Raw genomic sequence first — 23,686 nt, 5'->3', positions numbered from 1 at the left:
CGGCTCCATGGCTGGACGTCGGACGACGTTGGGCGGACTGGTGGGATGCGGAGGTGCGGGGCCTACTTGACGTAGACGTCCAGCGGGTAGACCGTCCCGATCATGCCGAGGTGGACACCGCCCAGGCCCGGCCCGTACATGACCACGAGGCGGCTGTAGACCCACGGGATCGCCGGGACCTCGGCCATGATCTTCTCCTCGAGCTTGGACCAGTCCTTGTTCTGCTGGTCCAGGTCGGGTTCGGCGCTGATCCGGTCGATCTCGGAGTTGACCTGCGGGTCGTTGAAGAGCATGGTGTCGGCGCCCGCCGGGGCGATGCCGCGGCCGTCGAAGATCGGGGCGATGACCGAGGTCGGGCTCGGCCAGTCCGGGCCCCAGCCGGCCCAGTACAGGTCGAACGGGTTGTCCACGGCGCCCATCTCGTCGTAGTAGTTCTGGTCCGAGATGGGGTGCTTGACCACGTTGAAGCCGGCGGCCGTCAGCGCGTTGGAGATGACGACGGCGGCCTGCTGCCACTGGTCGGTGTTGGCGTAGGCGTAGACGATCGTCGGGTGCGGGTTGGCGCTGGTGGCCAGCAGCTTCTTGGCGGCCGCCGGGTCGCCGGTGTTGGGCGCGCCGAACAGGTCGAACTTGTGGTAGCCGTTGACCTGCGGGGACAGGAACGTGGTGGAGAAGTCGCCGTAGAGCGGGCCGCCGAAGATCTTGCGGACCTGCTCCTTGGGGAAGGCCATCAGCAGTGCCTGACGCTCCTTCACGTCGGTGACGCGCTTGTTGTTGATGGAGAAGTACTCGGTGAACGGGTTCACCGAGTCGACCGTGCGGGACTTGAGCGACGGGTCGCTCATCACCTGCTCGGCCAGGTCGGGGGTGACCTGGGTGCGGAAGGCCATCGCGTCGGCGTCCTCGCCCTTGGCGGCGATCAGGCGCTGGTCGATGTCGAGGTTCTGGCCGCCGAACTCGAAGTTCCACTTGTCCGGGTAGGCGTGGCGGGTGGGGTCGGTGGTGGGGTCCCAGTAGGTGTTGCGGACCAGCTCCAGGGACTTGCCGGCGTCGTGGCTCAGCACCTTGTAGGGGCCGGAGGAGAAGGGGTGCTGGTCGAAGGCGGCGTGGGTGTCCTTGGCCTTCGGGACGGGGGAGTAGGACTGCATCGCCGCCGCGAAGGGGAAGTCGGCGTGCGGGGACTTCAGGTGGAAGACGATGGTCTTCGCGTCGGGCGTCTCGATGGCGGGCAGGTCCTGGCCGCCCCACGGGCCCGGGTAGACCTTGCTGAAGTCGCTGCTGCCGGTCAGCCACATCTGCAGGTACTGCGGACCGCCGCTCAGCTCGGCCTGGAAGGTGCGCTCGATGCCGTACTTGACGTCCTGCGCGGTGATGGGCGAGCCGTCCTCGTACTTCAGGCCGTCCTTGAGCGTGTAGGTCCAGGTCTTGGCGCCGTCGCTGGAACGTCCGGTGTCGGTGGCCAGGTCGCCGACGAGCGTGTTCTTGCCGTCGACCCACTGGTACGAGGTGAGCTGGCGGGTCAGCAGCAGGTCGGCCATCTGGTTGGTGGAGCTGTAGACGCGGGCCGGGTCGAGGTGGCTGAAGTCGGCGCGCTGCAGCTCGGTGACGGTGCCGCCGGACTTGGCGCCCGGGATGGCCGGGTCCGCGCCGCTGGACTGGGCGGCGGTGCCGATGGCGACCGCCTCCTGCTGCTGCCCGAAGCCCGGGCCGGAGCCGGAGCCGGAGCCGGCGCTCTTGCCGGCGGAGTTGCTGCTGCAGCCGGCGGCGGTGACGGTCAGCGAGCCGGCGACGAGGAGGGTCGCGAGCACGCGGGCGGTTCTCTTGGAGAGCACGGTTTCGTCCCTTGGGTGGTGGTGAACGGTGCGGTGCGGTTCAGGCGCCCGGGGGGCTCAGCGGTTCGACTTGGGGTCCAGCGCGTCGCGGACGGAGTCGCCGAGCAGGTTGAAGGCCAGCACGAAGATCAACATGGCCAGGCCGGGGAAGAGCATGTAGGTGAAGTCGGCGTTGTAGACCTCGGCGCCGCGGTGGATCATCCGGCCCCAGTCGGGGGTCGGCTCGATCATTCCGGCGCCCAGGTACGACAGGGCGGCCTCGGTGGTGACGTAGGCCGGGACGTTCAGGGAGGCCGAGATGAGGATCGGCGTCCACAGGTTCGGCAGCAGTTCGCGCAGCAGCACCCGCATCGGGTGGACGCCCATCACGCGCGCGGCCTGCACGAACTCGCGGTCACGCAGCGAGAGTGTCTGCCCGCGCAGCAGCCGCGCGGTGGTGGGCCAGCCGAAGGCGGAGAGCACCAGGATCAGCAGCGTCGCGATCAGCCACGTCGGCGTCTGCTGGTTCGGCGCCACGAAGCGGGTGGTGACGATGGGGATGAAAGCGACGAAGAAGAGCGTGGAGGGGAAGCAGAGCACCACGTCGATCACCCGACTGAGCGCGTAGTCGACCCAGCCGCCGAAGTAGCCGGCCACCAGCCCGATGAGGGTTCCGGCCATGGTGATCAGCAGGACGATCGCGAGGGCGATCAGCAGCGAGGTGCGGATGCCGTAGAGCAGCTGCGTGAACACGTCCCGCCCGAGCTCCGGCTCGACGCCGAGCCAGAACTGGCTGCTCATGCCGCCGAAGCGGCCGGTCGGGTAGCCGAAGTCGTCGAGCAGGCCGGACTGGTTCTGCCCGTAGGTGGTGTACGGGTCCTTGCCGTAGAGCTTGGCGATGAGTGGTGCGCCGAGGCCGGCCACGAAGAAGAGGGCGACCACGATCCCCGCGAACACCCCCGTCCGGTCCCGGCGGAAGCGGCGCCAGGCGAGGCGGGCGGGTGAGCGGTGCTCAGGAGCCTTCTCCTGCACGGGTTTCGGTGGAGCTGCCGTCGTCGTCATCGCCTCGGCCATCTCTGCTCGGTCGGGTCTGGTGCAACTGTGCAATGTCACGTTGTTCTGCGCGGTGGGCAAAACTGTCGGGCAAGAACGACCGGGCGTCAAGTGTCATGTATGAGGTGTGACATTGCAGTGATCATCCACGTGCAGGAGGCTTCGGCTGTGCCGGGTGATGGTGCAGGATGATGTTGCACACAACCGCGAGGTGAGAGTTCTGAGAGGTCCCGAGGTGAACACGGAGTCCATGGAGAGCCCCGGCGGCACGCTCAACCTGCCCTCGGTCCAGGAGCGGCGCAGTCTGCGCGAACAGGTCACGCACGCGCTGCGTGCCGCGCTGGTCGCGGGCGAGCTGCGCCCTGGCATCGTCTACTCGGCGCCGGTGCTGGCGGGCGAGTTCGGCGTCTCGGCGACGCCGGTGCGCGAGGCGATGCTCGACCTCGCGAAGGAGGGCCTGGTCGAGGTCGTCCGCAACAAGGGTTTCCGTGTCATAGGGCTGACCGAGCAGGACCTGGACGACTTCACCGAGATCCGCGAGCTGATCGAGATCCCGGCCACCGTCCGGGTCGCCGAGACGGCCACGCCCGAGCAGCTGGAGCCGCTGCGCGCCCACGCCCGCGCCATCGTCAAGGCGGCCCGCAAGGGTGACCTGGTCGCCTACATCGAGTCCGACCGGCAGTTCCACCTGGGCCTGCTCGCCCTCCACGGCAACCGCCATCTCGTGGACACCGTCCGCGAGTTGCGCAGCCGCTCCCGCCTCTACGGGCTCAACGCCCTGGTCTCCGCGGGGCGCCTGGTCGAGTCCGCGGAGGAGCACGAGCGCCTCCTCGACGCGATGATCGCCCGCGACCTGACCGCGGTGGAACACCTCATCGCCGAACACCTCGGCCACGTCCGCCGCCTCTGGGCCCAGGGCGACTGACTCACCCGTTCCGGAGGTCCACCACGGCGCCGAAGAGCGGCCACCCGTCCACGTCGGTGGCCTGGTGACCCTCGAACCGCCATCCGCGCGCCGTCGCCTGCTCCAGCAGGGCGCGCACGGCGCCTGGTTCGTGCAGGTTGAGCCAGGCGCCGTCCGCGCCGAGGGCGCCCGAAGGCAGAAGGCCGTCGGACACCAGGCGTCCAGGGCCCGCCGCGAACACCAGGCGCAGCCGCGCCTCGGTCCCGGCGCGGCGGATCGTCAGGACCTCGCGGCAGTCGAGGAACCGATGCCGCCCGGTGGCGACGTCATCGACTCGCCGGTGGTCGTGGCCGACCTGCCACAGGTACGTCTCCTCGCCGACGACGAGTCTGCGTGCCGCCCTGCCGCGTCTGCTCACGCCCGGAGCGTAGTCGCTACGCACCCGCGGCCAGGCTGAGGCCGGTGGCCAGCATGGTGGTGGCGACGAGGGCGTCGAGGGCGCGCCAGGAGGAGGGGCGGCGGAAGAACGGAGCCAGGAGGCGGGCGCCGAAGCCGAGGGAGGCGAACCAGCAGAGGCTGGCCGCCGCGGCGCCCGCGGCGAACTGCCAGCGGAGGGCTCCGTGGCCGGCGGCGACCGCCCCGAGAAGGAGGACGGTGTCGAGGTAGACGTGGGGGTTGAGCCACGTCATCGCGAGGCAGGTGAGGACCGCGCGGCGGCCGGAGTGGACGGTCGGGCCGCTCGCCTCCAGGCGGGAGGGACGCAGTGCGCGCCGTGCCGCCAGCAGCGCGTAGCCGAGCAGGAACACCGCGCCGACGGCGCGGATCGCCGTGAGGGCGGCCGGCCAGGCCGTCACCAGCACGCCGAGACCACCCACGCCGCAGGCGATCAGGGCAGCGTCGGACGCCGCGCAGATCGCGACCACCGGCAGCACGGCCTCGCGCCGGATGCCCTGCCGCAGCACGAACGCGTTCTGCGCGCCGATGGCGACGATGAGCGACAGGCCTGTCCCGAATCCGGCCACCACGGCCGTGAGCGCACTTCCCATGGTCCTCACCGTAGGCAAGGGGTCGTGCCTGAGACCAGCTAAAGATTTTTACGTAGCATGAGTGTTCGTGAAGAACGAGCTGCCGCACGACCTGGTCCGCACCCTGTTGGCCGTCGTCGACGAGGGCACCTTCGACGCCGCGGCGGCGGTCCTCCACGTGACGCCCTCCGCCGTGAGCCAGCGCGTCAAGGCGCTGGAGCAGCGCGCCGGGCGGGTGCTGCTCACCCGGACGCGGCCCGTGCGGGCCACCGAGTCCGGTCAGGTCGTCGTCCGGTACGCCCGTCAGCTGGCCCGACTCGAGGGCGACGCGCGGACCGCGCTCGGCATGGACGAGGCCGCGCGGGACGGCGACGGCGACGAGGCCGCCGCGCCGACCTGGCTGGCCGTCGCCGTCAATGCCGACTCGCTCGCCACCTGGTTCGTCCCGGCGCTGGCCGCGCTCGCGGACGACGCCCGCATCCACGTCGACCTGCGGCGCGAGGACGAGGCCCACACCACCGCGCTGCTGCGCGAGGGCGAGGTCATGGCGGCGGTCACCTCCTCGTCGGATCCGGTCGCGGGCTGTTCGGTCCACCCGCTCGGCGCGATGCGCTATCTGCCGGTCGCCGCACCGGCGTTCGCCGCCCGGTGGTTGACCGGCGACCCGGCACGGTGGATCCCGCGGGCGCCGGTGGTCTGCTTCGACCGCCGCGACGACCTCCAGGACGCCTTGGCGCGCGAGTTGACGCATGGTCGACCCGCGAGCCGACTGCGTCACTACGTCCCCTCCAGCGAGGGCTTCGCCGACGCGGTGACGGCGGGCCTGGGGTGGGGGCTGGTCCCCGAGGGCCAGGCCCGGGCGGGGCTGGCCGACGGGCGACTCGTCGAGATCCTGCCCGGTCGCACGGTGGAGGTTCCGCTGTTCTGGCAGCAGTGGCGGCTGGACTCACCGGCCCTGGCCACCCTCGCCTCCCTCGTCACCGCCGCGGCCGCCCGCGCGCTGACCCCGCCGCCCGGGCGCAAGCGGCGTGCGGCGTCCACGAAGTGAAACCCCCGGTGCGGTGGGCCGGGGCGGTGCGACGCTCAACTCATGCCAGTCTCACCGCACTTGTTCGCACTGTTCCTGCTGACGACTACGGTCGCCATGGTCACCCCCGGCCCGGACATGCTCTTCGTCCTCGGCTGCGGGATGCGCGGCGGGCCACGCGCCGGGCTGCTCGCCACGGCCGGGGTGGCCACCAGTGAGGCCGTTCACATCACCGTGGCCGCAGCCGGTCTGGCGGCCTTCTTCGCGGCGGTGCCGGTGGCCTTCGTGGCCGTCCGGCTGCTCGGCGCCGCCTACCTGATCCACCTCGGCGTGCAGGCGATCCGCCACCGGGGCCGAGCGCCGGAGACACGGGGGACGGTGGCCGTGGACGGACGGCAGGCCTTCCTGCGCGGGCTGCTGACCAACCTGCTCAACCCCAAGATGGTCACCTTCACCATCGCCTTCCTGCCGCAGTTCATCGACCCGGCCCGGGGCCGGGTCCCGTTGCAGTTCGCGCTGCTGGGGGCCGTCTTCCTGGTGCTTGAGTTCCTCGTCGACGGGACCGTGGGCGTGCTGGCCGGGCGGATCGGCGGCTGGTTGCGGCGGCGACGTGCCGCCCAGCGGCGCCTGGACACCGCCACCGGCGGGATCCTCATCGGGCTCGGCGTCAGACTCGCCCTGGAGCGCTGAGCGCGACGTGCCCGGAGGGGCCTCCCGTCACGACGGGAGGCCTCTCCGGGCGGAGGTGGAATCAGCGCTCGCGGGGGAGCAGCTGCATCAGCCCGGCCAGGGCGAGTTCCGCGACGGCCAGGACCAGCACGCCCGCCTGGAAGGCGTGGGCGTAGCCGCCGGGCAGGGCGCCGTAGAAGACCAGGGCGAGCAGGGCCACCCCGATCGCGCCACCCACCTGCTGCAGGGCCGTCACCACACCCGAGGCCGCGCCGACCAGCTCGGCCGGGACACGGGAGAAGGAGGCGCCCGTCAGCGGGCCGAGGACCAGGCCCATGCCGAGCCCGTCGACGACCAGGCCGGGGATCAGCCACAGCACCCGCGCCGTGCCGGGGGCGTCACCGGCCAGGTTCGCGCCGGCCCACAGCAGGACCAGGCCGATCGTCATGCCGACCGCGCCCAGGGTGACCGCGTGCCGGCCGAGCCGGGCGGCGACCAGGTGGGAGCGGCGGGAGCTCTCGAAGTAGCCGAGCGCCATCACCGTGAACACCACGCCGGAGCTCAGCGCGTCCAGGCCGCGGCCGAGCTGCAGGTAGAGCGCGAGGATCAGGAAGAACGAGCCCTGCCCGGCGGCGAACAGCACCTGGGCGACCGCGCTGACGGTGAAACCCCGGTCGCGGAAGAGCGCCGGCGGCACCAGCGGGGAGCCGCCGCGGCGCGCCGAGCGACGCTGGTGCACGGCGAAGACGACCAGCAGCACCGCGGCCGCGGCCAGGCTCAGCCAGGTCCACAGCGGCCAACCGGCCGCCCGCCCCTGGACCAGCGGCAGCAGCAGCGCGACCAGCGTGGCCGCGATCAGCAGCGTGCCGAGGTTGTCGAGGCGCGGACGTCGTGGCGCGCGCGACTCCGGCAGGCAGCGGCGCACCAGCGCCAGCGCGGCCAGACCGACGGGCAGGTTGATCAGGAAGCAGGCGCGCCAGCCGCTGCCGAACAGGTCCGCCTTGATCAGCAGTCCGCCGACGAGCTGACCGCAGACGGCACCCAGACCCATGGTGACGGCGTACAGCGCGATGGCCCGCGCCTGCGCCGCGCCCTGGTAGGCGGTGCGGATGATGGCCAGCACCTGCGGTGCCATCAGCGCGGCGGCGAGGCCCTGGGCCACCCGGGCGCCGACCAGCAGATCGACCTGCGGAGCGAACCCGCACGCGGCCGAGGCGGCGGTGAACAGGCCGAGGCCCAGGGCGAACATCCGGCGCCTGCCGTGGATGTCGCCGAGCCGCCCGGCGGTGATCAGACCGGCCGCCAGGGCGAGCGAGTAGCCGACCATGATCCACTGGATCGCGCCGGCACCGGCGCCGAGCCCGCGCTGCATGGACGGGATGGCCACGTTGACGATGAAGAAGTCGAGCGCGTACATGAACGTGGCCGTCAGGACGACCGGGAGCAGGCCGCGCGGGACGCCGGCGGTGCCGGGCGCCTCGGCGTCGGCGAGCCTCTCGCCCCGGTCGGCCGGGACACTGATGCTGGACATGGACTGCTCCCACTTTCTCTTCTGTGTCGGATCTTCGTCGGAGGCCGGGGCAGGACCGCGCGGGACTGTGGGAGCAGCCCCGCGCGGGGCTGTGGGGTGATGCGCGATCAGGCGGCGGGGACCTTGTCGAGGAAGCCGTGGACCTGCGCGATCCGGCCCTCGGCGTCGGCGACCAGGACGTCGAAGCCGACCACCAGCGCCTCGCCGTCGGCCGGGCCGAGCTCCCAGCTGAACCGGGCGATGTCGTGGTGGGCGTCGACCGGGCCGGCCATCCGGAAGACCAGACCGGGGAACTGCGCCTGGACGGCGCCGAGCGTGGCGTCGAAGGCCTCGCGGCCCTCGGCGACCACCAGCGGGTCGGTGTAGCGGCCGTCCTCCGCCCAGCTCGCGTCGACCAGGCGGCGGCGCAGTGCCGGGTCGGTCTCGTTCCAGGCGGCGAGGTAGCGGTCGGCGAGGTCCTGCAGGGTGGTGGCGGTGATCTCCACGGTGGGCTCCTACGGTCGTGATGGCCTGTGTGTTCTTGCAGGTCAAGACGGTACGGACGTCCGGGCGAGGCCGAATCAGTCGCACTTAGGTACTTTCCGTGCGGTGAGACGCCGTCCTGTCGGTAGGCCCGGGTAGGGTTTTCGGCATGCTGTACGGACGGGGGGCCGAACAGGCCGTCATCGACGAACTTCTGGCCGCGGCGGCACGGGCCGAGCGGCGCAGCGGCGTGCTCGTGCTGCGCGGTGAGCCCGGCATCGGCAAGACCGCGCTGCTCGACCACGCGGCGCAGGGCTGCAGTTCGGCGGCGGGGTGGACGGTGCTGCGCACGGCCGGAGTCGAGGCCGAGTCCGATCTGCCGTTCGCGGCGCTGCAGTTGCTGCTCGCCCCGGCTCTCGACGGCCTGGGCGCGCTGCCCGCGCCGCAGCGGCAGGCGCTGGAGCGTGCCTTCGGCCTCGCCGAGCCCGACGCGTCCGGCGCCGCCGGTGGTCGTCTGCTGGCCGGCCTCGGGGTGCTCGGTCTGCTGGCGGAGCTGGCCGAGTCCGGTCCCGTGCTCTGCCTGGTCGACGACGTCCAGTGGTGCGATGCCGCGTCGACGGAGGCCCTGCTGCTGGCCTCCCGGCGTCTGCGCGCCGAGGGCGTGGTGGTGCTGCTCGCGGCCCGCGAGGGAGAGGGGCAGGTGCCTGCCGCGGGCCTGCCGGAGCTGCGCCTCGGCGGGCTCGACGAGGCGGCCGCGCGCGCCCTGCTGGCGCAGTACGTGCCGACGGCTGACGACATGACGCAGCGTCACGTGCTGGAGCTGGCGCACGGCAACCCGCTGGCGCTGCGCGAGCTGCCGTCGCTGGAGACCGTCTTCGACGACGCTGTCGGCAGCGCGGTCGGCGGCGCCCTTCGCACGAGCAGCGGGAGCGGTGCGGGTGGCGAGCGCGGCGGGCGCGCGGCCGGTGGTGCCGCCGTTGCCGGTCCCGGCGCGGGCGCCGCCGCGCTGCCGCTCTCAGGCCGGCTCCAACTGGCCTACCACGGACAGCTCAGCCGCCTTCCGGCCGCGACGCAGACGCTGCTGCTGGTCGCCGCGGCCGAGGAGACCGGCGAGCTGCCCGTCGTGCTCGCCGCCGCCGCCCGGATCGGCGCCTCGGCCGCCGATCTGCAGCCCGCCGAGGAGGCCGGGCTGGTCGGCGCCACCGGCCCCGCAGGGCGGCTCGCCTTCCGGCACCCGCTGCTGCGCTCCGCCGTGCTGAGCCGCGCCCCACTGGCCCAGCGGCTCGCGGCGCACGCCGCCCTCGCCGCGGCCCTGGACGAGCGGGAGGTTCCCGGCGGCGACGCGGCCGTGCGCCGTGCCTGGCACCTGGTGCAGGCAGCCCCCGGCCCCGACGAGTCCGTCGCCGCCGCCCTGGAACGGGTCGCCGAGACGGCCGCCGCCCGCGGCGGCCACACCGGCGCGGCCTCTGCCTACGAGCGCGCCGCGCTGCTCAGCCCCGCTCCGGAGGAGGTCACCCGGCGCCTGGTCCAGGCGGCCGAGGCCGCCGCCGAGGCGGGCGAGGTCGCCCGCGCCGAGTCCCTGGCCCGCCGCGCGCTCGCCCGCAGGCCCACCGACCCGGTGATGCTCGCGCACGTGACGTTCATCGAGGGCTTCGCCCAGTTCTGGCGCGGCGCGCCGGAGACGGCCCACCGCCTGATGCTCGACACCGCGGACCTGGTCGCCGACGCCCACCCCGGCCCGACGGCCCGCGTCCTGCTCCACGCCCTGGACATCGCCCGCACCGTCGACGAGGCCGCCGTCCGCGAGACGCTGCGCCGCCTGGGGGCGCTCACACTGCCACCCGAGGACGGCCTCGCCCCCGTCGTCTCCCACCTGCTCGCCGCGACGGCACCCGAGGCAACCGACGCCGCCCTCGCGAGAGCGTCCGGCGTGGCCGCCGCCGTTCCGGGCCGGGGCGGCGCGGGGGAGGGGCCTGCTGCTGTCGGGGCCGATGCCGTCGTGCCTGCCGTCGACACCGCTTCCGTCGCCGGCGGGTCGGCTGTCCCGTCCCTCGCGGAGGTGCTGGCCGCGGCGCGGGCCGGCGGGGCGGTCGTCCCCGTCGATCTCGGGGCCTCCTGCGCGGCGGCGCTCGGGATGGGGCGCGACGAGGAGGCACTGACGGTCACCGCCGAGGTGGTGACGGAGGCCCGCGCCGGCGGGGTGCTGGCCGCCCTGCCCCCGCTGCTGCTCACCCTCGCCCAGGCCGAGCTCTTCCACGGCCGGGCCGGTCAGGCGCGCGCCCACGCAGAGGAGGCGCTCGCGCTCGCCGAGGACGTCCGGCAGGTCCAGTGGGCGGCGCCGGTCCACAGCCTGCTCGCCTACCTGGCCGCCCAGCGCGGCGACGAGGACGCCTGCCACGACGCCCTGCGCACCGCCGACGCCGAGACCCGCGGTGGCGCGGCCGCCCTGTCCGGCGCGCCCTGGCGGCTTTGGGCGCCCGGCCTGCTCGATCTCGGCCTCGGCCGCGCGGAGGAGGCGTTCACCACGCTGGACGCGCTGGTCCGTGGCCCCGACCTCGGCTCCGTTCCCGCGCTGCGCGCCTTCCCCGACGCACTGGAGGCCGCCGTTCGCGTCCGCCGCGAGGAGTCGGCCGAGTTGATGGCGGAGCCGCTGGCCCGGTTCGAGCGCTGGGCGCGGCGCGCGGAGCGCGACTGGGCCCGCGCCCTGCTGCTGCGCTGCCACGCGCTGCTGGCCCCTGACGAGCTCGCCGAGCAGCTGTACCGCGAGGCCCTGGCCCTGCACGCCGGTTCGGGCCACCCCTGGGACGAGGCCCGCACGGAGCTGCTGTTCGGCGAGTGGCTGCGGCGCGCCCGCCGCAAGTCCGAGGCCCGCGCACCGCTGCGCGCCGCGGCGCGCGCCTTCGACGCTCTCGACGCCGCGCCGTGGGCGGCCCGCGCCCGCGCCGAGCTGGACGCCTCCGGCGCGGCACCGGCGGAGCCCCGCGCGGCCGGGCCGCTGTCGGGTCTCACGCCCCAGGAGACGCAGATCGTCCGCCTGGCAGCCCAGGGGATGTCCAACCGGGACATCGCCGCCCAGCTCTTCCTGAGCTCCCGCACGGTGGGCTACCACCTCTACAAGGCCTACCCGAAGCTCGGCGTCGCCTCCCGGGGGGAGCTGGCTGCGCTCGTTCCCTCCTGACCGAGCGCACAGCCCGACCGAGCGCACAGACTGGAGAGGACAGTCCTCCGCTCCCCGGGAGGGTCACATGACCACCAGCGCTGTCCCCGATCCGGAACCGATCATCCGCACCGCCTGCGGCTTCATGGCCGCCAAGCACCTCTACGCCGCCAACGAGCTCGGCCTCTTCGAGTGCCTCGCCGACGGCCCCGCCGACCTCGACACCCTCGCGGCCCGGACGGGGCTGACCCCGCGCGCGGCCCGGATCAGCGCGGACGCGATGGTCGCGCTCGGGCTGCTGGACCACGATGCGCAGGGATATCGCAACACCCCGGCCACCCAGTTCTACCTGGCCGGGAAGACCCCGGCCGACCTGCGGCCGTTCCTCCGCTTCTGGGACCGGCTCAGCTATCGGACCTGGGAGGGGCTCGCGCAGGCGCTCAGCAAGGGCCCGAGCTCGCAGATCACCGAGCTGGACGAGGAGGACCAGCGGATCGCCTCCGCGGGCATCCAGGCCATCACGACCGGCGCGGCCCTCGCGCTCGCGCAGGGCGACGAGCTGTCCGGTCGGGACCGGCTGCTGGACATCGGCGGCGGCACCGGCTTCTGGTCGATGGCCGTGGTCGGCGCGCAGCCGCAGCTCTCGGCGACGGTGGCCGAGCTGCCGATGGTGGCCGCGATCGCGCGTGAGAGCGTTGCCGCGGCGGGGCTGGCCGACCGGGTCGCGGTCGTGAGCGTGGACGCCCGGACGGATCCGCTGCCCGCCGGTCACGACGCCTGCCTGCTGGCCAACGTGATCCATTACTTCTCGCCCGAGGAGAACCGCGCGCTGCTCACGCGGGTCCGGGACGTGGTCGAGCACGGCGCGCTGCTGCTGGTCGCCGACTTCTGGACCGACCCGACCCACACGCAGCCGCTGATGGCGGCACTGATGGCCGGAGAGTTCGCGGTGAACCTGCACCACGGCGACGTGTACAGCGTGGACGAGGCCCGGGCCTGGCTGGAGGCGACGGGCTGGCGCTTCACCGGCCACCGGGTGCTCGCGGGGCCGCTCAGCGTGGTCACCGCAGAGGCGGCCTAGCCGGAGGCGGGTGATGATCGGAGGGTGAACAGCCGAGCGCAGACGCGGGAGCCGCAGCCGGACGGCAGCATCGTCTCCGTGGACGCCGCCCATGACGCGGTCGTCTTCTACCGGCACCTGTCGCATCCCGTCGCGCAGGTGTGGCCCTACCTCTCGCGCCCCGCGCTGCTGCGCCGTTGGCTCGCGGCCGCGGACCGGCTCGATCCCGCCGAGGGCGGGGGCGTCGTGCTCCGGTGGCTGAACACCGACACCGAGGGGCGGACAGTGATCGCCACCGGCACGGTCACCGCCTACGACCCGCCGACCCTGCTCCAGTTGGACCTGGAGCCGCACGGCCGGGTGCGGTTCGAGCTGGCGGACGAGGGCGGCGGTGCGACCCTCGCGTTCAGTGCCGCGTTGCCCGCGCCGATCGAGCGGCCGGCGCTGCTGCTGGCCGGGTGGCATCTCCATCTGGACTATCTGGCACAGGCCTTGGACGGCGGCGCGGTGGACTGGCCCGGGTGGGACCCGGCCCGGGACTGGCAGCCGCTGCATGACGCGTACGTCGCGCGGGGGTTGTGAGGGGGAGTCAAAACACCTGGAGCCGTGCATCCCTGGGCATTCCTCTTCTCCCAGGTGAAATGTCACATGTTGTATTGGCCATGGCAGCTGATCGTGTCAAAGGTCTTGACGTGAATAACACGTGACATGTGTCATAGCACTGCTCCTGAGCCGAGATGGGCGTCGAACCGGGCATCGCGCCTGCTCCATCGGCTGATTCCCCCGTTTCGCACCCCTTGGAGAGGACGACTGTGTCCATATCCCGTACCGGTCGGCTGTCGCCGATGAGACGTGGTCTCGTCGCGGCGCTGGCCTTCGGCCTCGCCGCCATCGGCATGGCCGGCACCGCCGCGGCCCAGACCCCGTTCAGTGCATCCGGCACCACGTCCGTTGCGACCGCGGCCCACAAGCACAAGCCGAAGCCACACCCCAAGCCCAAGCCCAAGCCCAAGCCGAAGCCGAAGCCGAAGGGCCCCGCCGACGCCCACCCGGTGTCCGAGGGCTGGCTGAAGGTCAACGGTGTCTGGGTGCAGGCCACCGAGACGAAGCCGCAGGTCATGCTGAACCAGCAGACCTTCACGGCGCGCAAGGCGCAGCAGGCCGCGCTGGCCGCGGAGGCCGCCAAGCACGGTCAGAACAGCGGCGTACACGCGCACAACAACTACGACCTCAACATGACCTACCGCGGCGGCCAGGACTCGATCGGTGTCACCACCGGTCCGCCGCAGGTGTACCTGGTCTACTGGGGAAACCAGTGGGGTACCCAGGGCACCGACGCCGCCGGGCACACCACCTTCAGCGGTGACCCCGAGGGCGCCTCCCCGTACCAGCAGGACTTCTTCAGCGGCCTGGGCTCCAGCGGCGACACGTGGTCCAAGGTGCCGACGCAGTACTGCGAGAACATCGCGGCGGGCAGCGTCTCCTGTCCGTCCGGCGCCAACCGCGTCGGCTTCCCCGTCGCGGGCAAGACCCTCGCCGGCATCTGGTACGACAACTCCACCGCCGCGCCGAACGCCGCCACCGAGCCGCAGATCGCGGCCGAGGCGCTCGCCGCCGCACAGCACTTCGGCAACACCCAGCCCAACCAGAACCGCAACGTCCAGTACGTCATCAACACCGTGCCCGGCGCCGACCCGGACCACTGGCAGGAGCTGGGCTACTGCGCCTGGCACACCTTCTCCCGCAGCAGCTACGGGACCGTCGCGTACACGCTGATGCCGTACCTGACGGACAACAAGTACTGCGGCACCAACTGGATCAACGGCGGCCAGCGCGGCCACCTGGACGGCTACGGCATCATCGGCGGCCACGAGTACGCCGAGACCATCTCCGACCAGAACCCGATCGGTGCCTGGACGGACGCCACCGGCCAGGAGATCGGCGACAAGTGCGCCTGGATCCCGGCCGGCACCATGGGCGGCCTGTTCAACCTGACGCTGTCGACCGGTGTCTTCCCGGTGCAGACGCTGTGGTCCAACTACGACCACAACTGCATGGGCAACGACCCGCTCTTCGCCAACCAGGCGCTGCTGGTGACCAAGCCCTGTGACCAGAGTCTGTCGACGAACACGCCGATGGACTACGCGGTGCTGGCCTCCGACACGGCCTCCGGCAAGCTCACCTACAGCGCGACCGGCCTGCCCGCGGGCGTGTCGATCGACCCCGGCACCGGCCGCATCACCGGCCAGACCTCGGCCACCGGATGGAACTCGGTGACCGTCACGGCCGCCGACGACAAGGGCAACAGCCAGTCGCAGACCAGCTGGATGGGCTTCTTCAACGGCCCGCAGCAGGGCTGCACGCCGATCGAGCAGCTGATCGACTCCGGCTTCGAGAACGGCAGCTACGACCACACCGCCTGGAACGAGAGCGGTTGGAACGTCGTCACCTCGGCCACCGCGCACCAGGCGCGCACGGGCAACGGCTACGCCTGGCTCGGCCAGGACACCGACGACTCGATCACCCAGTGGGTCGAGACGACGCCCGGCTACAAGCACATGTCCTTCTCGTTCTACCTGAACATCACCGGTACCGCGCCGAGCAGCAGCGCTGCCGACACCATGTCGCTGGTCCTCTACGACCAGTACAGCGGCAACGAGATCGGCGTGGTCAAGACCTGGTCCAACCAGGACGCGACCAGCGGCTACCAGCTCCAGAGCTTCGACCTCACCCCGTACATCGCGAGTGAGCTCGGCTCCACGGTCGGCCTGAAGCTGGTCTCGCACTCCACCACCGGCCAGACCGCGTTCCTGATCGACGACGCCTCGGTGCACCTGACCTGACGTCATGCCACCACACGCGGGGCCCCGGCCGTCGGCCGGGGCCCCGTCGTGCACTCCGTTCAGCTGCTGAGTTCGCGCTCCAGCGGGGTGCGGAAACGCGGGGTGACCCGGGCGTCGCCCAGGAAGGCCGTCAGGTGCGCGGCCTCCGCCTCGACGGCGGAGGCGGCCTCCGCGCCCACGTCCTCCAGCAGTCGCCAGACGACCGAGCCGTCCGTCGCCTGGGCCCAGCCGCCGACGACCCGGCCGGCCCACCAGACCGTCGGCCCGATGTTGCCGGTGCGGTCGAAGAGTTGGTCGGCGTGCCCCGGGTCGGTGTACCAGGCGCGCTCGCGCCAGCCCATCGCGGTCGGGTCCAGCGCGGGCAGCAGGGCCGCCCGAGGCGCGGACGCGCGGACGGGTGCCGTGTCGCCGGGCAGGACGAAGCCGTCACCGTCGGCGGCGGGGGCGTCGGGCAGGGCGACGCGCTCCGCGCCGACCTCGGCCAGCGCCTTGCGCACCGCCCCGAGCGGCCAGCCTGTCCACCACTTCAGGTCGGCCTCCGTGCCGGGCCCGTAGCTCGCGAGCCAGCGGCGCACCAGTTCCGCGCGCGCCGGCGCGATCGGCAACTCCGGCCACGGCGTGCTCTCCGTCCAGCGGTAGGCGCTGGAGGTCCAACTGCCGCGCGGGCGGTCCCGGCGGATCCTGTTCTCCGCCGCCAGCACCCGCAGCACGCGGGAGGCGACGGTCTGCACGGCCTCGTAGGGCTTGCCCGCGGCGACGGTCACCCGCTCCTGCAGCGCGGGCACGGCCGCGCCCAGCTCCTGCCCCGAGGCGGGGCCGATCCGGTGCAGCGCCTCCAGCGTCTCCCGCTCGGCGGCCTCCAGCCAGGCGGCGTCCCAACCGCCCCCCTCCCGCAGGAAGTCGAGCAGCTTCTCGCGCTCCTTGGCGGCGATCGCGCGGGCGGCGGCGGTGTCGACGACGGGCGCGAGGTCCACCGGCACGACGAACAGCGTCCGCCGCATGGCGAGCAGCCGCACCAGGGCCACCTCGTCGTAGAGCGCGCGCTCCACGGCTGCGACGGTGGGCGCGGTCAGCCGGGCGGCGAGGGAGAGGTAGACCGTCGCGGCGTCGGTGGCGTGCAGCGCCACCAGGTCGTCCGCGACCGCGAGCGGCGCCTTTCGGCGAGTCAGCAGCCGGGCGTTGATCCGGGCCCGGCGTTCGGCGGTGTCGATGCTCGGGAGCGACATGGCAGCAGCGTAGTGCGGCGGCGGTTCCTCGGGCCGGGAACTCGGCCTCGGCGGGCCGGCCGGAGGCCGAGGTCGCGAGTTCCGCGGTGCCTGGGGGCGACGGGGCTCCCCTGCGGAGCCGCCGCGCTGCTTCCCGTCCCTCCGGGCGGTGCCCGACGGGTGCGACATTGCAGGTCAGCGGCATGGTGAGACCCATGCCGGTGTGTTACGGTCGAGAGTGAGGCCGGACGGTATGCCCGGTCTCCCGGACGAGCGCGTCGTACCCGGTCCGACAAGACGGCGCAGCAAGAGCGGTGGGCCGCGGCCCCCGCCCCCTACTGCGAAAGGCTCGCCGTCATGGCCTGGATCGTGCTCCTCTTCTCCGGCATCCTCGAGACCGTCTGGGCGGTCGCCCTCCAGGCGTCCAAGGGGTTCTCCCGTCCGCTGCCCAGCATCGTCTTCGGCATCACCGTCGTCCTCAGCATGGCCGGGCTCTCCTACGCGCTGCGCAGCGTCCCGCTCGGCACCGGCTACGCCGTCTGGGTCGCCGTCGGCACCGTCGGCACCGCCCTGTACGGCATGTTCGCCCTCGGGGAGCCGGTGACGGTCGCCCGCGCCCTCTTCCTCGCGATGATCGTCGGCGGTGTCGTCGGCCTCAAGCTGGCCCACTGACCTCCGGCGTCCCGTCGAGGAGGGCGAGCAGCCGGTCCCAGTGGCGCTGGTAGGCACCCGGGTGGAAGGCCTCGGTGTCGGACATGGTGTAGCCGTGGAGCGTGCCGGGGCAGATCTCGGTGGTGTGGTCGACGCCCGCGTCGTCCAGGGCCCGGGTGAGTGTCTCGACCGACGCCGGCGACATGTCGCCCTCGGAGAGGCCGAGATGGACCCGCGCGGTGATACGGGGGATGAGCAGGTGCGGACTGTCGGGCGCCTTGGTGACCAGGAAGCCGGGGTGGAACCCGGCGACCGCGGCCACCCGCTCGGGGTGGGCGGCGGCGGTGCGCAGCGCCAGGGCGGCACCGATGCAGTAGCCGACGACGGAGACCGGCCCGGGGGCGACCTCGGGCCGGTCGTCCAGGAACCGCAGGTAGGCGTCGGCGTCGCGGAGGATGCGGTCGGTGGTGAGTGCCTCGATCATCGGCATGCACTCGGCGATGAGCGCGGGCCGGACGTCCTCCCCGATGTGCGCGGGCAGGTCGACCAGTGGTGCCAGGCCGTGTCGGTAGAACAGGTTGGGGACCAGCACGTAGTAGCCGTGCCCGGCCAGCTCGCGAGCCCGGTTCTCCAACTCGGGCCGCACGCCGAAGGCGTCCGGGTAGAGCAGCACGCCGTGGTGGGGCGCGTCGTCGGGGAAGGCGGCGAAGCCGTCGGCCCGGCCGTCGGCGGTGGTGATCGTCACAGTCGTGGTGGTGGTCATCTTTCTCAACATAACGCGCAGAGCGGGCCGTTGCCCCGAATAATTCGCTGGCCTTCGGCGGCGGCGTCACTCATGATCAACTCGATGCTGGAACAGACTCTGCGACCCGTTCTCCTGCGCGCCGCGGCGCGCAACAACGCCGACTGGTGCGAGGCCATGTGCCGCGCCCACGGACTGCGCGGCGAGTTCCGCGCCGACGCCTGGAGCAGTCCGACGCGGACGCCGCCCTACTACCCCGACGCGGTCACGCTCACCGAGCACGTCGACACCGGCGACCTGCTGGCGCGGGTCGACATCCGCACCCCGGGTGCGACGCTCAAGGACAGCTTTGCCGCGCTCGACCTCCATCAGCACGGCTGGACGCCGCTGTTCGACGCCACCTGGATCGCTCGCGCGTCGCAGCCCGCAGCCGGTACCCGGTGGCGCCGCGTCAGGACCGAGGCCGAACTGCAGGACTGGGAGCGGGCCTGGGACGGCGGAGTGCGGGAGCTGTTCCGCCCCTCGCTCCTGGAGGACCCCTCCGTGCTGCTGCTCGCCGCGCCGGGCCTCGACACCGGAGCCGTGCTCAGCCTCGGCGCCGGGGTCGTCGGCGTCTCCAACCTGTTCACCGCTGACGGGGTCGACCCGGATCGCGCCTGGGGCGAGTGCGTGGCCGCAGCCGCCGCGTTCTGCCCGGGCCTCACCCTCGTCGGCTACGAGCACGGCCCGGATCTCGCGGTCGCCGAGCGCGCGGGGTTCACGCCGCTCGGCCCGCTGCGGGTGTGGCTCCGCGACTGAGCGGGGCGGCCGGCCGAGCGGGGCAGCCGGCTGGGCCGGGACGGCGGACTACCGTGGGGACGTGCTCCGATTCACCGCGTCCGCCGAGGACCTGCTGCGCAGCCGGTTCGCGCTCTCGCCCGCGTTCGAGCTCTGCGGCCTGCTCCGCCGCCTGAGCGGACGGGACGAACCCCTTCTCCCGGCGAGCTGGACGGCGCGGCTGGCCCCGGGCTTCGCCCGGCTGCGGCGTGAGACGGAGCTGGATGCGGTGCTGGCCCTGCAGGCCCGACGCGCGGGCGTCAACTTCGTCGCCCCGCCGCCACGCGGGCTCACCCAGCGCTGGGCGGACGACGTCGAGACGATCCGGGCGACGTCGCTCGCGCTCGCGCGGGCCGAGATCGACACCGTGCTGCACGAGCAGGAGCAGCCTCCCCGTGATCCGCGCCTGCGGGCCCTGCTGGCCGCCGACGACGTCGTGGAGGTGATCGCGGAGACACTGGACCGTGCCTGGCACGAGCTGCTCGCCCCCGACTGGCCGCAGCTGCGGGCGGTCTGCGAGCGCGACGTGGTGCACCGGGTCGGCGTGATCGGCGAGCGCGGGTGGAAGCAGGCCATCGAGGGACTGAGCGAGGGCCTTGTCTGGGAGGGGCAGCGCCTGCTGGTCGACAAGTTGGAGGCGGACGAGGAGGTGAGCCTGTCGGGGGAGGGGCTGCTGCTGGTGCCGTCCGTGCTGGTCTCGCCGGGGCTCGCGGTCTTCCACGACGAGCCCTGGCCGAAGGCACTGATCTACCGGGCCCGCGGCACCGCCGTCCTGTGGGAGCGGGCAGCCCCCGACCCGGACGCGGTCGCGTCGCTCGCCGCGCTGCTCGGACGCTCCCGGGCGCGCCTGCTGCTGGAGCTCGGCGCCCCGGCCAGCACCAGTCAGCTGGCCCGTGCGCTGGGCATGGCGCCGGGGGCGGTAGGGGATCACCTGGCCGTCCTGCGCGGTTCCGGGCTGCTGGCCCGCGCCCGCTCGGGACGCTCGGTGCTGTACCGGCGCACCGCGCTGGGGGATGCACTGGTGGGTGGTTCGGCAGCAGTATTTGACGGAGCGTCAGATCAGCCTGCGCAGATTATTGATGGATCGTCAGATCATGACTAGCCTCCGCTGAGAGCCAACTCAGTGCCCGAGGAGGAACGGCCATGCCCGAGGTAACCGTCAGCGCCACCATCGCCGCCCCGGCGGACAAGATCTGGGCCGTCATCACCGACTTCGAACGCTTCGGCGAGTGGAACACCATCCACACCGCCTTCCCCAACGGCGGCCCCGCCGAGCTGGCCGTCGGCGCCGTCTACGGCGAGAAGATGACGCTCATGGGCATGCCGGCCGAGGTCAGCTGGACCGTCAGCGAGGTCGCCGCGCCCACCACGCTGGCCATGGACGGCAAGGGTCCGATGGGCATCGCCCTGCACCAGCAGTACAGCCTCAGCGCCGACGGCGACGGCACCAAGGTCACCGTGGACAGCGAGTTCAAGGGCGCGGCCGTCAACATGCTGGCCGCGCGCGTCAAGGAGGCCACGTCGAAGGCGCTCGTCGAGTCGCTGGAGAAGCTGGCCGGCCTGCTCGCCTGAAAAGCCTTCGCTGCCACGGTCGGAGCGTCGCTAACCTCGCCGCTCATGGGAGCACGAGCGCAGTACGTCGTCGTCGAGAACGGCAGTTGGCAGCGGTACTACTCGCACTGGGGTGCGAACCGGGTGGCACACGACCTGCTGCCCGGTCCGGCCGCCGCCACGCGCTCTTTCCGCGCCCAGCAGGGCGAGGGGTGGCTCAACGACGTGTCGTGCGAGGGTGCCGCGCTCGTCGACCACGACCGGCGGGTGCTGCTCTGGTTCGCCTTCGAGGGAGGCGTGGCCGAACACCAGGCCCACCGAGCGGTGCTGGAGCGGACCTGGGCGGGATGGGACGTGCGTTTCGCCTACGACGGCCTGGGCGACCTCACCGACCATCTCGGCCTCGGGCGGGACCTGCTGCGCAAACCGGGCTGGTTCGAACCCCGCGGACCTCGCTGGGTCGGCGACGAGGACGGAGAGCCGGTCACCGTCGTGTCCGTGCGCCAGGCCGACGGCCGGGTGCAGGCCTGGGGCAGCGTCATGGAGGCGACGGAGTTCCTGGGGATGGGGTTCGTGCTCGCCGAGTGCCTGGAGGAGCTGCCCCCGCCGCCCACGCCCCGGCCGGTGCAACTCCCCGAGGGTGGGCTCCATGTCGACCTGGTCGAGCGGACCGTCCACTACTGGACCGCCGAGGTCTCCCTCGGCGTCCGCGACTGGCCGCTGCCGGGTTGGCGCGGCTGGAGTCTCGACTTCCACGGTGGTGACCACAGCCACCAAGCAGCGCTGCTCCCACCGGAGTTCCGCTTCCCCGAGGTCCCGCTCGCCCCCGCGCTGCGGCAGTTGCGCGACGGCTTCGGCGCTCCGCCACCGGACGCCCCGGCGCTGCTCGCGCGGGCCGCTGCCGCGCCCGGCCCGGAGGGTGCCACCGCCGTGGTGAACCCGAAGGCCCTCGTGCCGCACGACCCCGTCGCGCCGACTCCCGACGAGCTTTGCGTCCTGCGCACCGTCCTCGACGAGTTGATCGCCGCGGCCGAACGGGACCAAGGGGCGGGTCCGATAGCGTGAGCGCCATGCGGACTGCACTCATCACCGGCGCCAGCGCCGGAATCGGCGCGGCGTTCGCGCGCCGGCTCGCGAAGGACGGCCACGCCCTGGTCCTCGTCGCCCGCGACGGGAGCCGCCTCGCGGCCTTCGCCGACGAGCTCGCCAAGGAGCACGACGTGCCCGCCGAGGTGCTCGTGGCCGACCTGGCCACCGAGGCGGGCATCGCCACGGTGGAGGCACGGCTGACGGACCCGGAGCGTGCGGTCGACCTGCTGGTCAACAACGCCGGGTTCGGTTTCCGCAAGGGCTTCCTCGACGTGCCGGTCGAGGACGAGTTGACGATGGTGAAGGTCCACGTCGAGGCCGTGCTGCGGCTCACCCGCGCCGCCGTTCCCGGCATGCGCGAGCGCGGCAAGGGCTATGTCGTCAACGTCGCCTCCGTCGCGGCGTTCGTACCGCGCGGCTCCTACGGCGCGAGCAAGTCGTGGGTCGTCCAGTTCACCGCCGGGGTCAATCGTGACCTCGCGGGCAGCGGCGTCACCCTGCAGGCGCTGTGCCCCGGCTTCACCCGCACCGAGTTCCACCAGCGCGCCGAGATGGACATGTCGCGGGTGGGGGAGTGGATGTGGCTGGACGCGGACCGCGTCGTCGACCAGTCGCTGCGCGACCTGGCCCGAGGCAGGTCGATCTGCGTGCCCTCGCGCCGCTACCAGGCGCTGGTCGCGCTCTCGCGCAAGGCACCACTCGCGCTCCTGGCCGGCATGTCCAGTGGGTTCGGCCGGAGGCCGACGGAGGACCGCAGTGGCCGGAGGCCGACGGAGAAGTGAACCGCGCCCCCCTGGTGGAACGTCCTAGTCGCCACCACACTGTGCGCACTGCAGGACTCACCGGGGGGAACGATGAGCGAGATCCACGACGCGGGCATACCCGCCTGCCCGAACTGCGGCCAGGCCGACCGGGTGGCGGCCGTCCCGGCCGTCTATCTGAGCGGCAGGGACCTGCTGCGCGTCGCCGTGCCGGCGCGCGGTGACACGCTCGCGCACACCGAGGTCAGGCAGGCGACCACCGCGCTCTCCCAGGCGCTGGCACCCGTACCGAGCGCGCCGCAGGGGCGGGGCTGTCTCGGCGGGCTCGGGGTACTGACACTGTTCGGCTCGCTCGCCGCCGCGGCCTTCGCCGCGATCGCGCCCTCGCCGAGCGAGGGCGCCATCCCGGTCGGCTTCCCGGACGCCGGGACGAGCGTCTTTCCCGACCTGTCCTGGCTGTGGTGGGTCGCCGGGGTCGGCGCCGTGGTCAGCCTGGCGCTCTTCGGCACGCTGGCGGCCCGCTCCCGGGCCAGGCGCGCTCACCTCGCGGGGCGCGCGCAGGCGGAGGCGGTGTGGTCCCGGGGCTGGTACTGCGCGCGTTGCGGGACCGCGCACTTCCGGCCCGCGCCGGACGTGCCGCAGGGGTCGCTGTCGCTCGGCGAGTTCCGCCGGATCGTCTGGGAGGCCGGCGGCTACGGCGACCTCGTCGCGAAGTACCCCACGGTCTGAGCCGCGCGGGTGACGTGGAAACGGCGGGTTCCCCCGGTGGAGGGAACCCGCCGCAACGTTTCTGCTGACGGCGCGGGGCCGTGGATCAGACCGCGTCGTCCTCACGGACCGCGCGGCGCGCGTCCGGGTCGAGGACGCCCCAGCTGATCAGCTGGTCGACCAGCAGCGAAGCCGGCTGGTCGTAGATGACGGCGAGGGTGCGCAGGTCGTCCTGGCGGATCGAGAGCACCTTGCCGTTGTAGTCACCGCGCTGGCTCTGGATGGTGGCCGCGTAGCGCTGCAGCGGGCCGGCCTTCTCGGAGGGCACCTGGGCCAGGCGCTCCAGGTCGAGCACCAGGCGCGGCGGCGGCTCGGCCGCACCGCCCGGGGTGCTGCCCGGGAGGAGTTCCTGCACCGGCACGCCGTAGAACTCGGCCAGCTCGGCGAGGCGCTGGACCGTGACCGCACGGTCGCCGCGCTCGTAGGAGCCGACGACGACGGCCTTCCAGCGGCCCTGGGACTTCTCCTCGACGCCGTGCAGGGAGAGCCCCTGCTGGGTGCGGATCGCGCGCAGCTTGCCGCCAAGCTGTTTCGCGTAGTCGCTGGACAATGTGTCTCCCC

23 protein-coding genes and 1 riboswitch are annotated in these 23,686 nt (G+C 72.9%); of the genes, 14 read left to right on the top strand and 9 right to left on the bottom strand.

Going from position 1 to position 23,686, the window contains the following annotated elements:
- Window positions 1-62: 62 nt before the first annotated feature.
- The gene (locus tag BMY61_RS37370; protein WP_042453178.1) at window positions 63-1,832 is read right to left on the bottom strand and encodes an ABC transporter substrate-binding protein; all 1,770 of its coding nucleotides are present in this window, start codon (window positions 1,830-1,832) and stop codon (window positions 63-65) included.
- A 57-nt stretch (window positions 1,833-1,889) separates the two neighbouring features.
- Complete coding sequence (locus BMY61_RS37365; protein ID WP_042453279.1) at window positions 1,890-2,873, bottom strand: ABC transporter permease; 984 nt, start codon at window positions 2,871-2,873, stop codon at window positions 1,890-1,892.
- Between the two features lie 241 nt (window positions 2,874-3,114).
- Here BMY61_RS37365 and BMY61_RS37360 point away from each other — a divergent pair, with 241 nt between their 5' ends.
- Window positions 3,115-3,789, top strand: a complete 675-nt coding sequence (locus BMY61_RS37360) for a GntR family transcriptional regulator (RefSeq protein WP_042453281.1) — start codon at window positions 3,115-3,117, stop codon at window positions 3,787-3,789.
- A 1-nt stretch (window position 3,790) separates the two neighbouring features.
- Here the strand turns inward: BMY61_RS37360 and BMY61_RS37355 are convergent, their stop codons facing one another.
- Window positions 3,791-4,186 (bottom strand): hypothetical protein, encoded by a 396-nt coding sequence (locus BMY61_RS37355; protein ID WP_042453181.1) that lies wholly within the window; start codon window positions 4,184-4,186, stop codon window positions 3,791-3,793.
- A gap of 16 nt (window positions 4,187-4,202) precedes the next feature.
- Window positions 4,203-4,814 carry a LysE/ArgO family amino acid transporter gene (locus BMY61_RS37350; RefSeq protein WP_042453183.1) on the bottom strand — a complete coding sequence of 204 codons (612 nt, stop codon included), beginning with the start codon at window positions 4,812-4,814 and terminating at the stop codon, window positions 4,203-4,205.
- Window positions 4,815-4,881: 67 nt separating this feature from the next.
- On the opposite strand from BMY61_RS37350, the gene BMY61_RS37345 reads away from it, so the two are divergent.
- Window positions 4,882-5,841, top strand: a complete 960-nt coding sequence (locus tag BMY61_RS37345) for a LysR family transcriptional regulator ArgP (RefSeq protein WP_042453283.1) — start codon at window positions 4,882-4,884, stop codon at window positions 5,839-5,841.
- Window positions 5,842-5,883: 42 nt separating this feature from the next.
- Window positions 5,884-6,510 carry a LysE family translocator gene (locus tag BMY61_RS37340; protein WP_042453187.1) on the top strand — a complete coding sequence of 209 codons (627 nt, stop codon included), beginning with the start codon at window positions 5,884-5,886 and terminating at the stop codon, window positions 6,508-6,510.
- Between the two features lie 61 nt (window positions 6,511-6,571).
- Here BMY61_RS37340 and BMY61_RS37335 read toward each other — a convergent pair whose 3' ends face one another.
- Complete coding sequence (locus tag BMY61_RS37335) at window positions 6,572-8,020, bottom strand: MFS transporter (protein WP_082015307.1); 1,449 nt, start codon at window positions 8,018-8,020, stop codon at window positions 6,572-6,574.
- Between the two features lie 107 nt (window positions 8,021-8,127).
- On the bottom strand, window positions 8,128-8,505 hold the full coding sequence (locus tag BMY61_RS37330; protein ID WP_236656314.1) for a nuclear transport factor 2 family protein: 378 nt from the start codon (window positions 8,503-8,505) through the stop codon (window positions 8,128-8,130).
- Window positions 8,506-8,651: 146 nt separating this feature from the next.
- On the opposite strand from BMY61_RS37330, the gene BMY61_RS37325 reads away from it, so the two are divergent.
- The 4 genes from BMY61_RS37325 to BMY61_RS37310 all read left to right on the top strand — a co-directional run bounded on the left by BMY61_RS37325 (window position 8,652) and on the right by BMY61_RS37310 (window position 15,542).
- Window positions 8,652-11,660 carry a helix-turn-helix transcriptional regulator gene (locus BMY61_RS37325; RefSeq protein ID WP_075004211.1) on the top strand — a complete coding sequence of 1,003 codons (3,009 nt, stop codon included), beginning with the start codon at window positions 8,652-8,654 and terminating at the stop codon, window positions 11,658-11,660.
- 67 nt (window positions 11,661-11,727) lie between these two features.
- Window positions 11,728-12,720 carry a methyltransferase gene (locus BMY61_RS37320; protein ID WP_042453192.1) on the top strand — a complete coding sequence of 331 codons (993 nt, stop codon included), beginning with the start codon at window positions 11,728-11,730 and terminating at the stop codon, window positions 12,718-12,720.
- Window positions 12,721-12,744: 24 nt separating this feature from the next.
- Window positions 12,745-13,281, top strand: coding sequence for an SRPBCC domain-containing protein (locus BMY61_RS37315; protein ID WP_052439050.1), 537 nt, complete (start codon window positions 12,745-12,747; stop codon window positions 13,279-13,281).
- Window positions 13,282-13,544: 263 nt separating this feature from the next.
- Entirely contained in the window at window positions 13,545-15,542 is a 1,998-nt protein-coding gene (locus tag BMY61_RS37310; RefSeq protein ID WP_052439051.1) for an Ig domain-containing protein, read from the top strand.
- A gap of 59 nt (window positions 15,543-15,601) precedes the next feature.
- Here BMY61_RS37310 and BMY61_RS37305 read toward each other — a convergent pair whose 3' ends face one another.
- Entirely contained in the window at window positions 15,602-16,768 is a 1,167-nt protein-coding gene (locus BMY61_RS37305; protein WP_042453195.1) for a winged helix DNA-binding domain-containing protein, read from the bottom strand.
- Between the two features lie 216 nt (window positions 16,769-16,984).
- A riboswitch (guanidine-III (ykkC-III) riboswitch) is annotated at window positions 16,985-17,054 on the top strand.
- Between the two features lie 50 nt (window positions 17,055-17,104).
- On the opposite strand from BMY61_RS37305, the gene BMY61_RS37300 reads away from it, so the two are divergent.
- Window positions 17,105-17,419: a DMT family transporter gene (locus BMY61_RS37300; RefSeq protein WP_042453197.1), complete on the top strand. Its 315-nt coding sequence runs from the start codon at window positions 17,105-17,107 to the stop codon at window positions 17,417-17,419.
- Here BMY61_RS37300 and BMY61_RS37295 read toward each other — a convergent pair.
- A complete protein-coding gene (locus BMY61_RS37295) occupies window positions 17,403-18,161 on the bottom strand; it encodes a dienelactone hydrolase family protein (protein WP_042453199.1) in 759 nt (252 codons plus the stop codon). The two genes, BMY61_RS37300 and BMY61_RS37295, sit on opposite strands and share 17 nt — an antisense overlap.
- An 84-nt stretch (window positions 18,162-18,245) precedes the next feature.
- On the opposite strand from BMY61_RS37295, the gene BMY61_RS37290 reads away from it, so the two are divergent.
- The 6 genes from BMY61_RS37290 to BMY61_RS37265 all read left to right on the top strand — a co-directional run bounded on the left by BMY61_RS37290 (window position 18,246) and on the right by BMY61_RS37265 (window position 23,086).
- Window positions 18,246-18,938 carry a hypothetical protein gene (locus tag BMY61_RS37290; RefSeq protein ID WP_042453295.1) on the top strand — a complete coding sequence of 231 codons (693 nt, stop codon included), beginning with the start codon at window positions 18,246-18,248 and terminating at the stop codon, window positions 18,936-18,938.
- A 61-nt stretch (window positions 18,939-18,999) separates the two neighbouring features.
- Complete coding sequence (locus tag BMY61_RS37285) at window positions 19,000-20,058, top strand: ArsR/SmtB family transcription factor (protein ID WP_063773321.1); 1,059 nt, start codon at window positions 19,000-19,002, stop codon at window positions 20,056-20,058.
- Between the two features lie 41 nt (window positions 20,059-20,099).
- A complete protein-coding gene (locus tag BMY61_RS37280) occupies window positions 20,100-20,528 on the top strand; it encodes a type II toxin-antitoxin system Rv0910 family toxin (protein ID WP_042453202.1) in 429 nt (142 codons plus the stop codon).
- Window positions 20,529-20,573: 45 nt separating this feature from the next.
- Window positions 20,574-21,572 carry a hypothetical protein gene (locus BMY61_RS37275; RefSeq protein WP_042453205.1) on the top strand — a complete coding sequence of 333 codons (999 nt, stop codon included), beginning with the start codon at window positions 20,574-20,576 and terminating at the stop codon, window positions 21,570-21,572.
- Window positions 21,573-21,577: 5 nt separating this feature from the next.
- Complete coding sequence (locus tag BMY61_RS37270; RefSeq protein WP_042453208.1) at window positions 21,578-22,378, top strand: SDR family NAD(P)-dependent oxidoreductase; 801 nt, start codon at window positions 21,578-21,580, stop codon at window positions 22,376-22,378.
- Between the two features lie 72 nt (window positions 22,379-22,450).
- Window positions 22,451-23,086, top strand: coding sequence for a hypothetical protein (locus BMY61_RS37265; protein WP_042453211.1), 636 nt, complete (start codon window positions 22,451-22,453; stop codon window positions 23,084-23,086).
- Window positions 23,087-23,171: 85 nt separating this feature from the next.
- Here BMY61_RS37265 and bldD read toward each other — a convergent pair whose 3' ends face one another.
- A complete protein-coding gene (bldD, locus tag BMY61_RS37260; RefSeq protein WP_037606436.1) occupies window positions 23,172-23,675 on the bottom strand; it encodes a transcriptional regulator BldD in 504 nt (167 codons plus the stop codon).
- Between the last annotated feature and the right edge of the window lie 11 nt (window positions 23,676-23,686).

It is taken from the genome of Streptacidiphilus jiangxiensis (genome assembly GCF_900109465.1).
Taxonomy (GTDB): Bacteria; Actinomycetota; Actinomycetes; order Streptomycetales; family Streptomycetaceae; genus Streptacidiphilus; species Streptacidiphilus jiangxiensis.
Note: the sequence above shows the minus strand (reverse complement) of the source record. Positions and strands in the feature narration are given on the sequence as shown.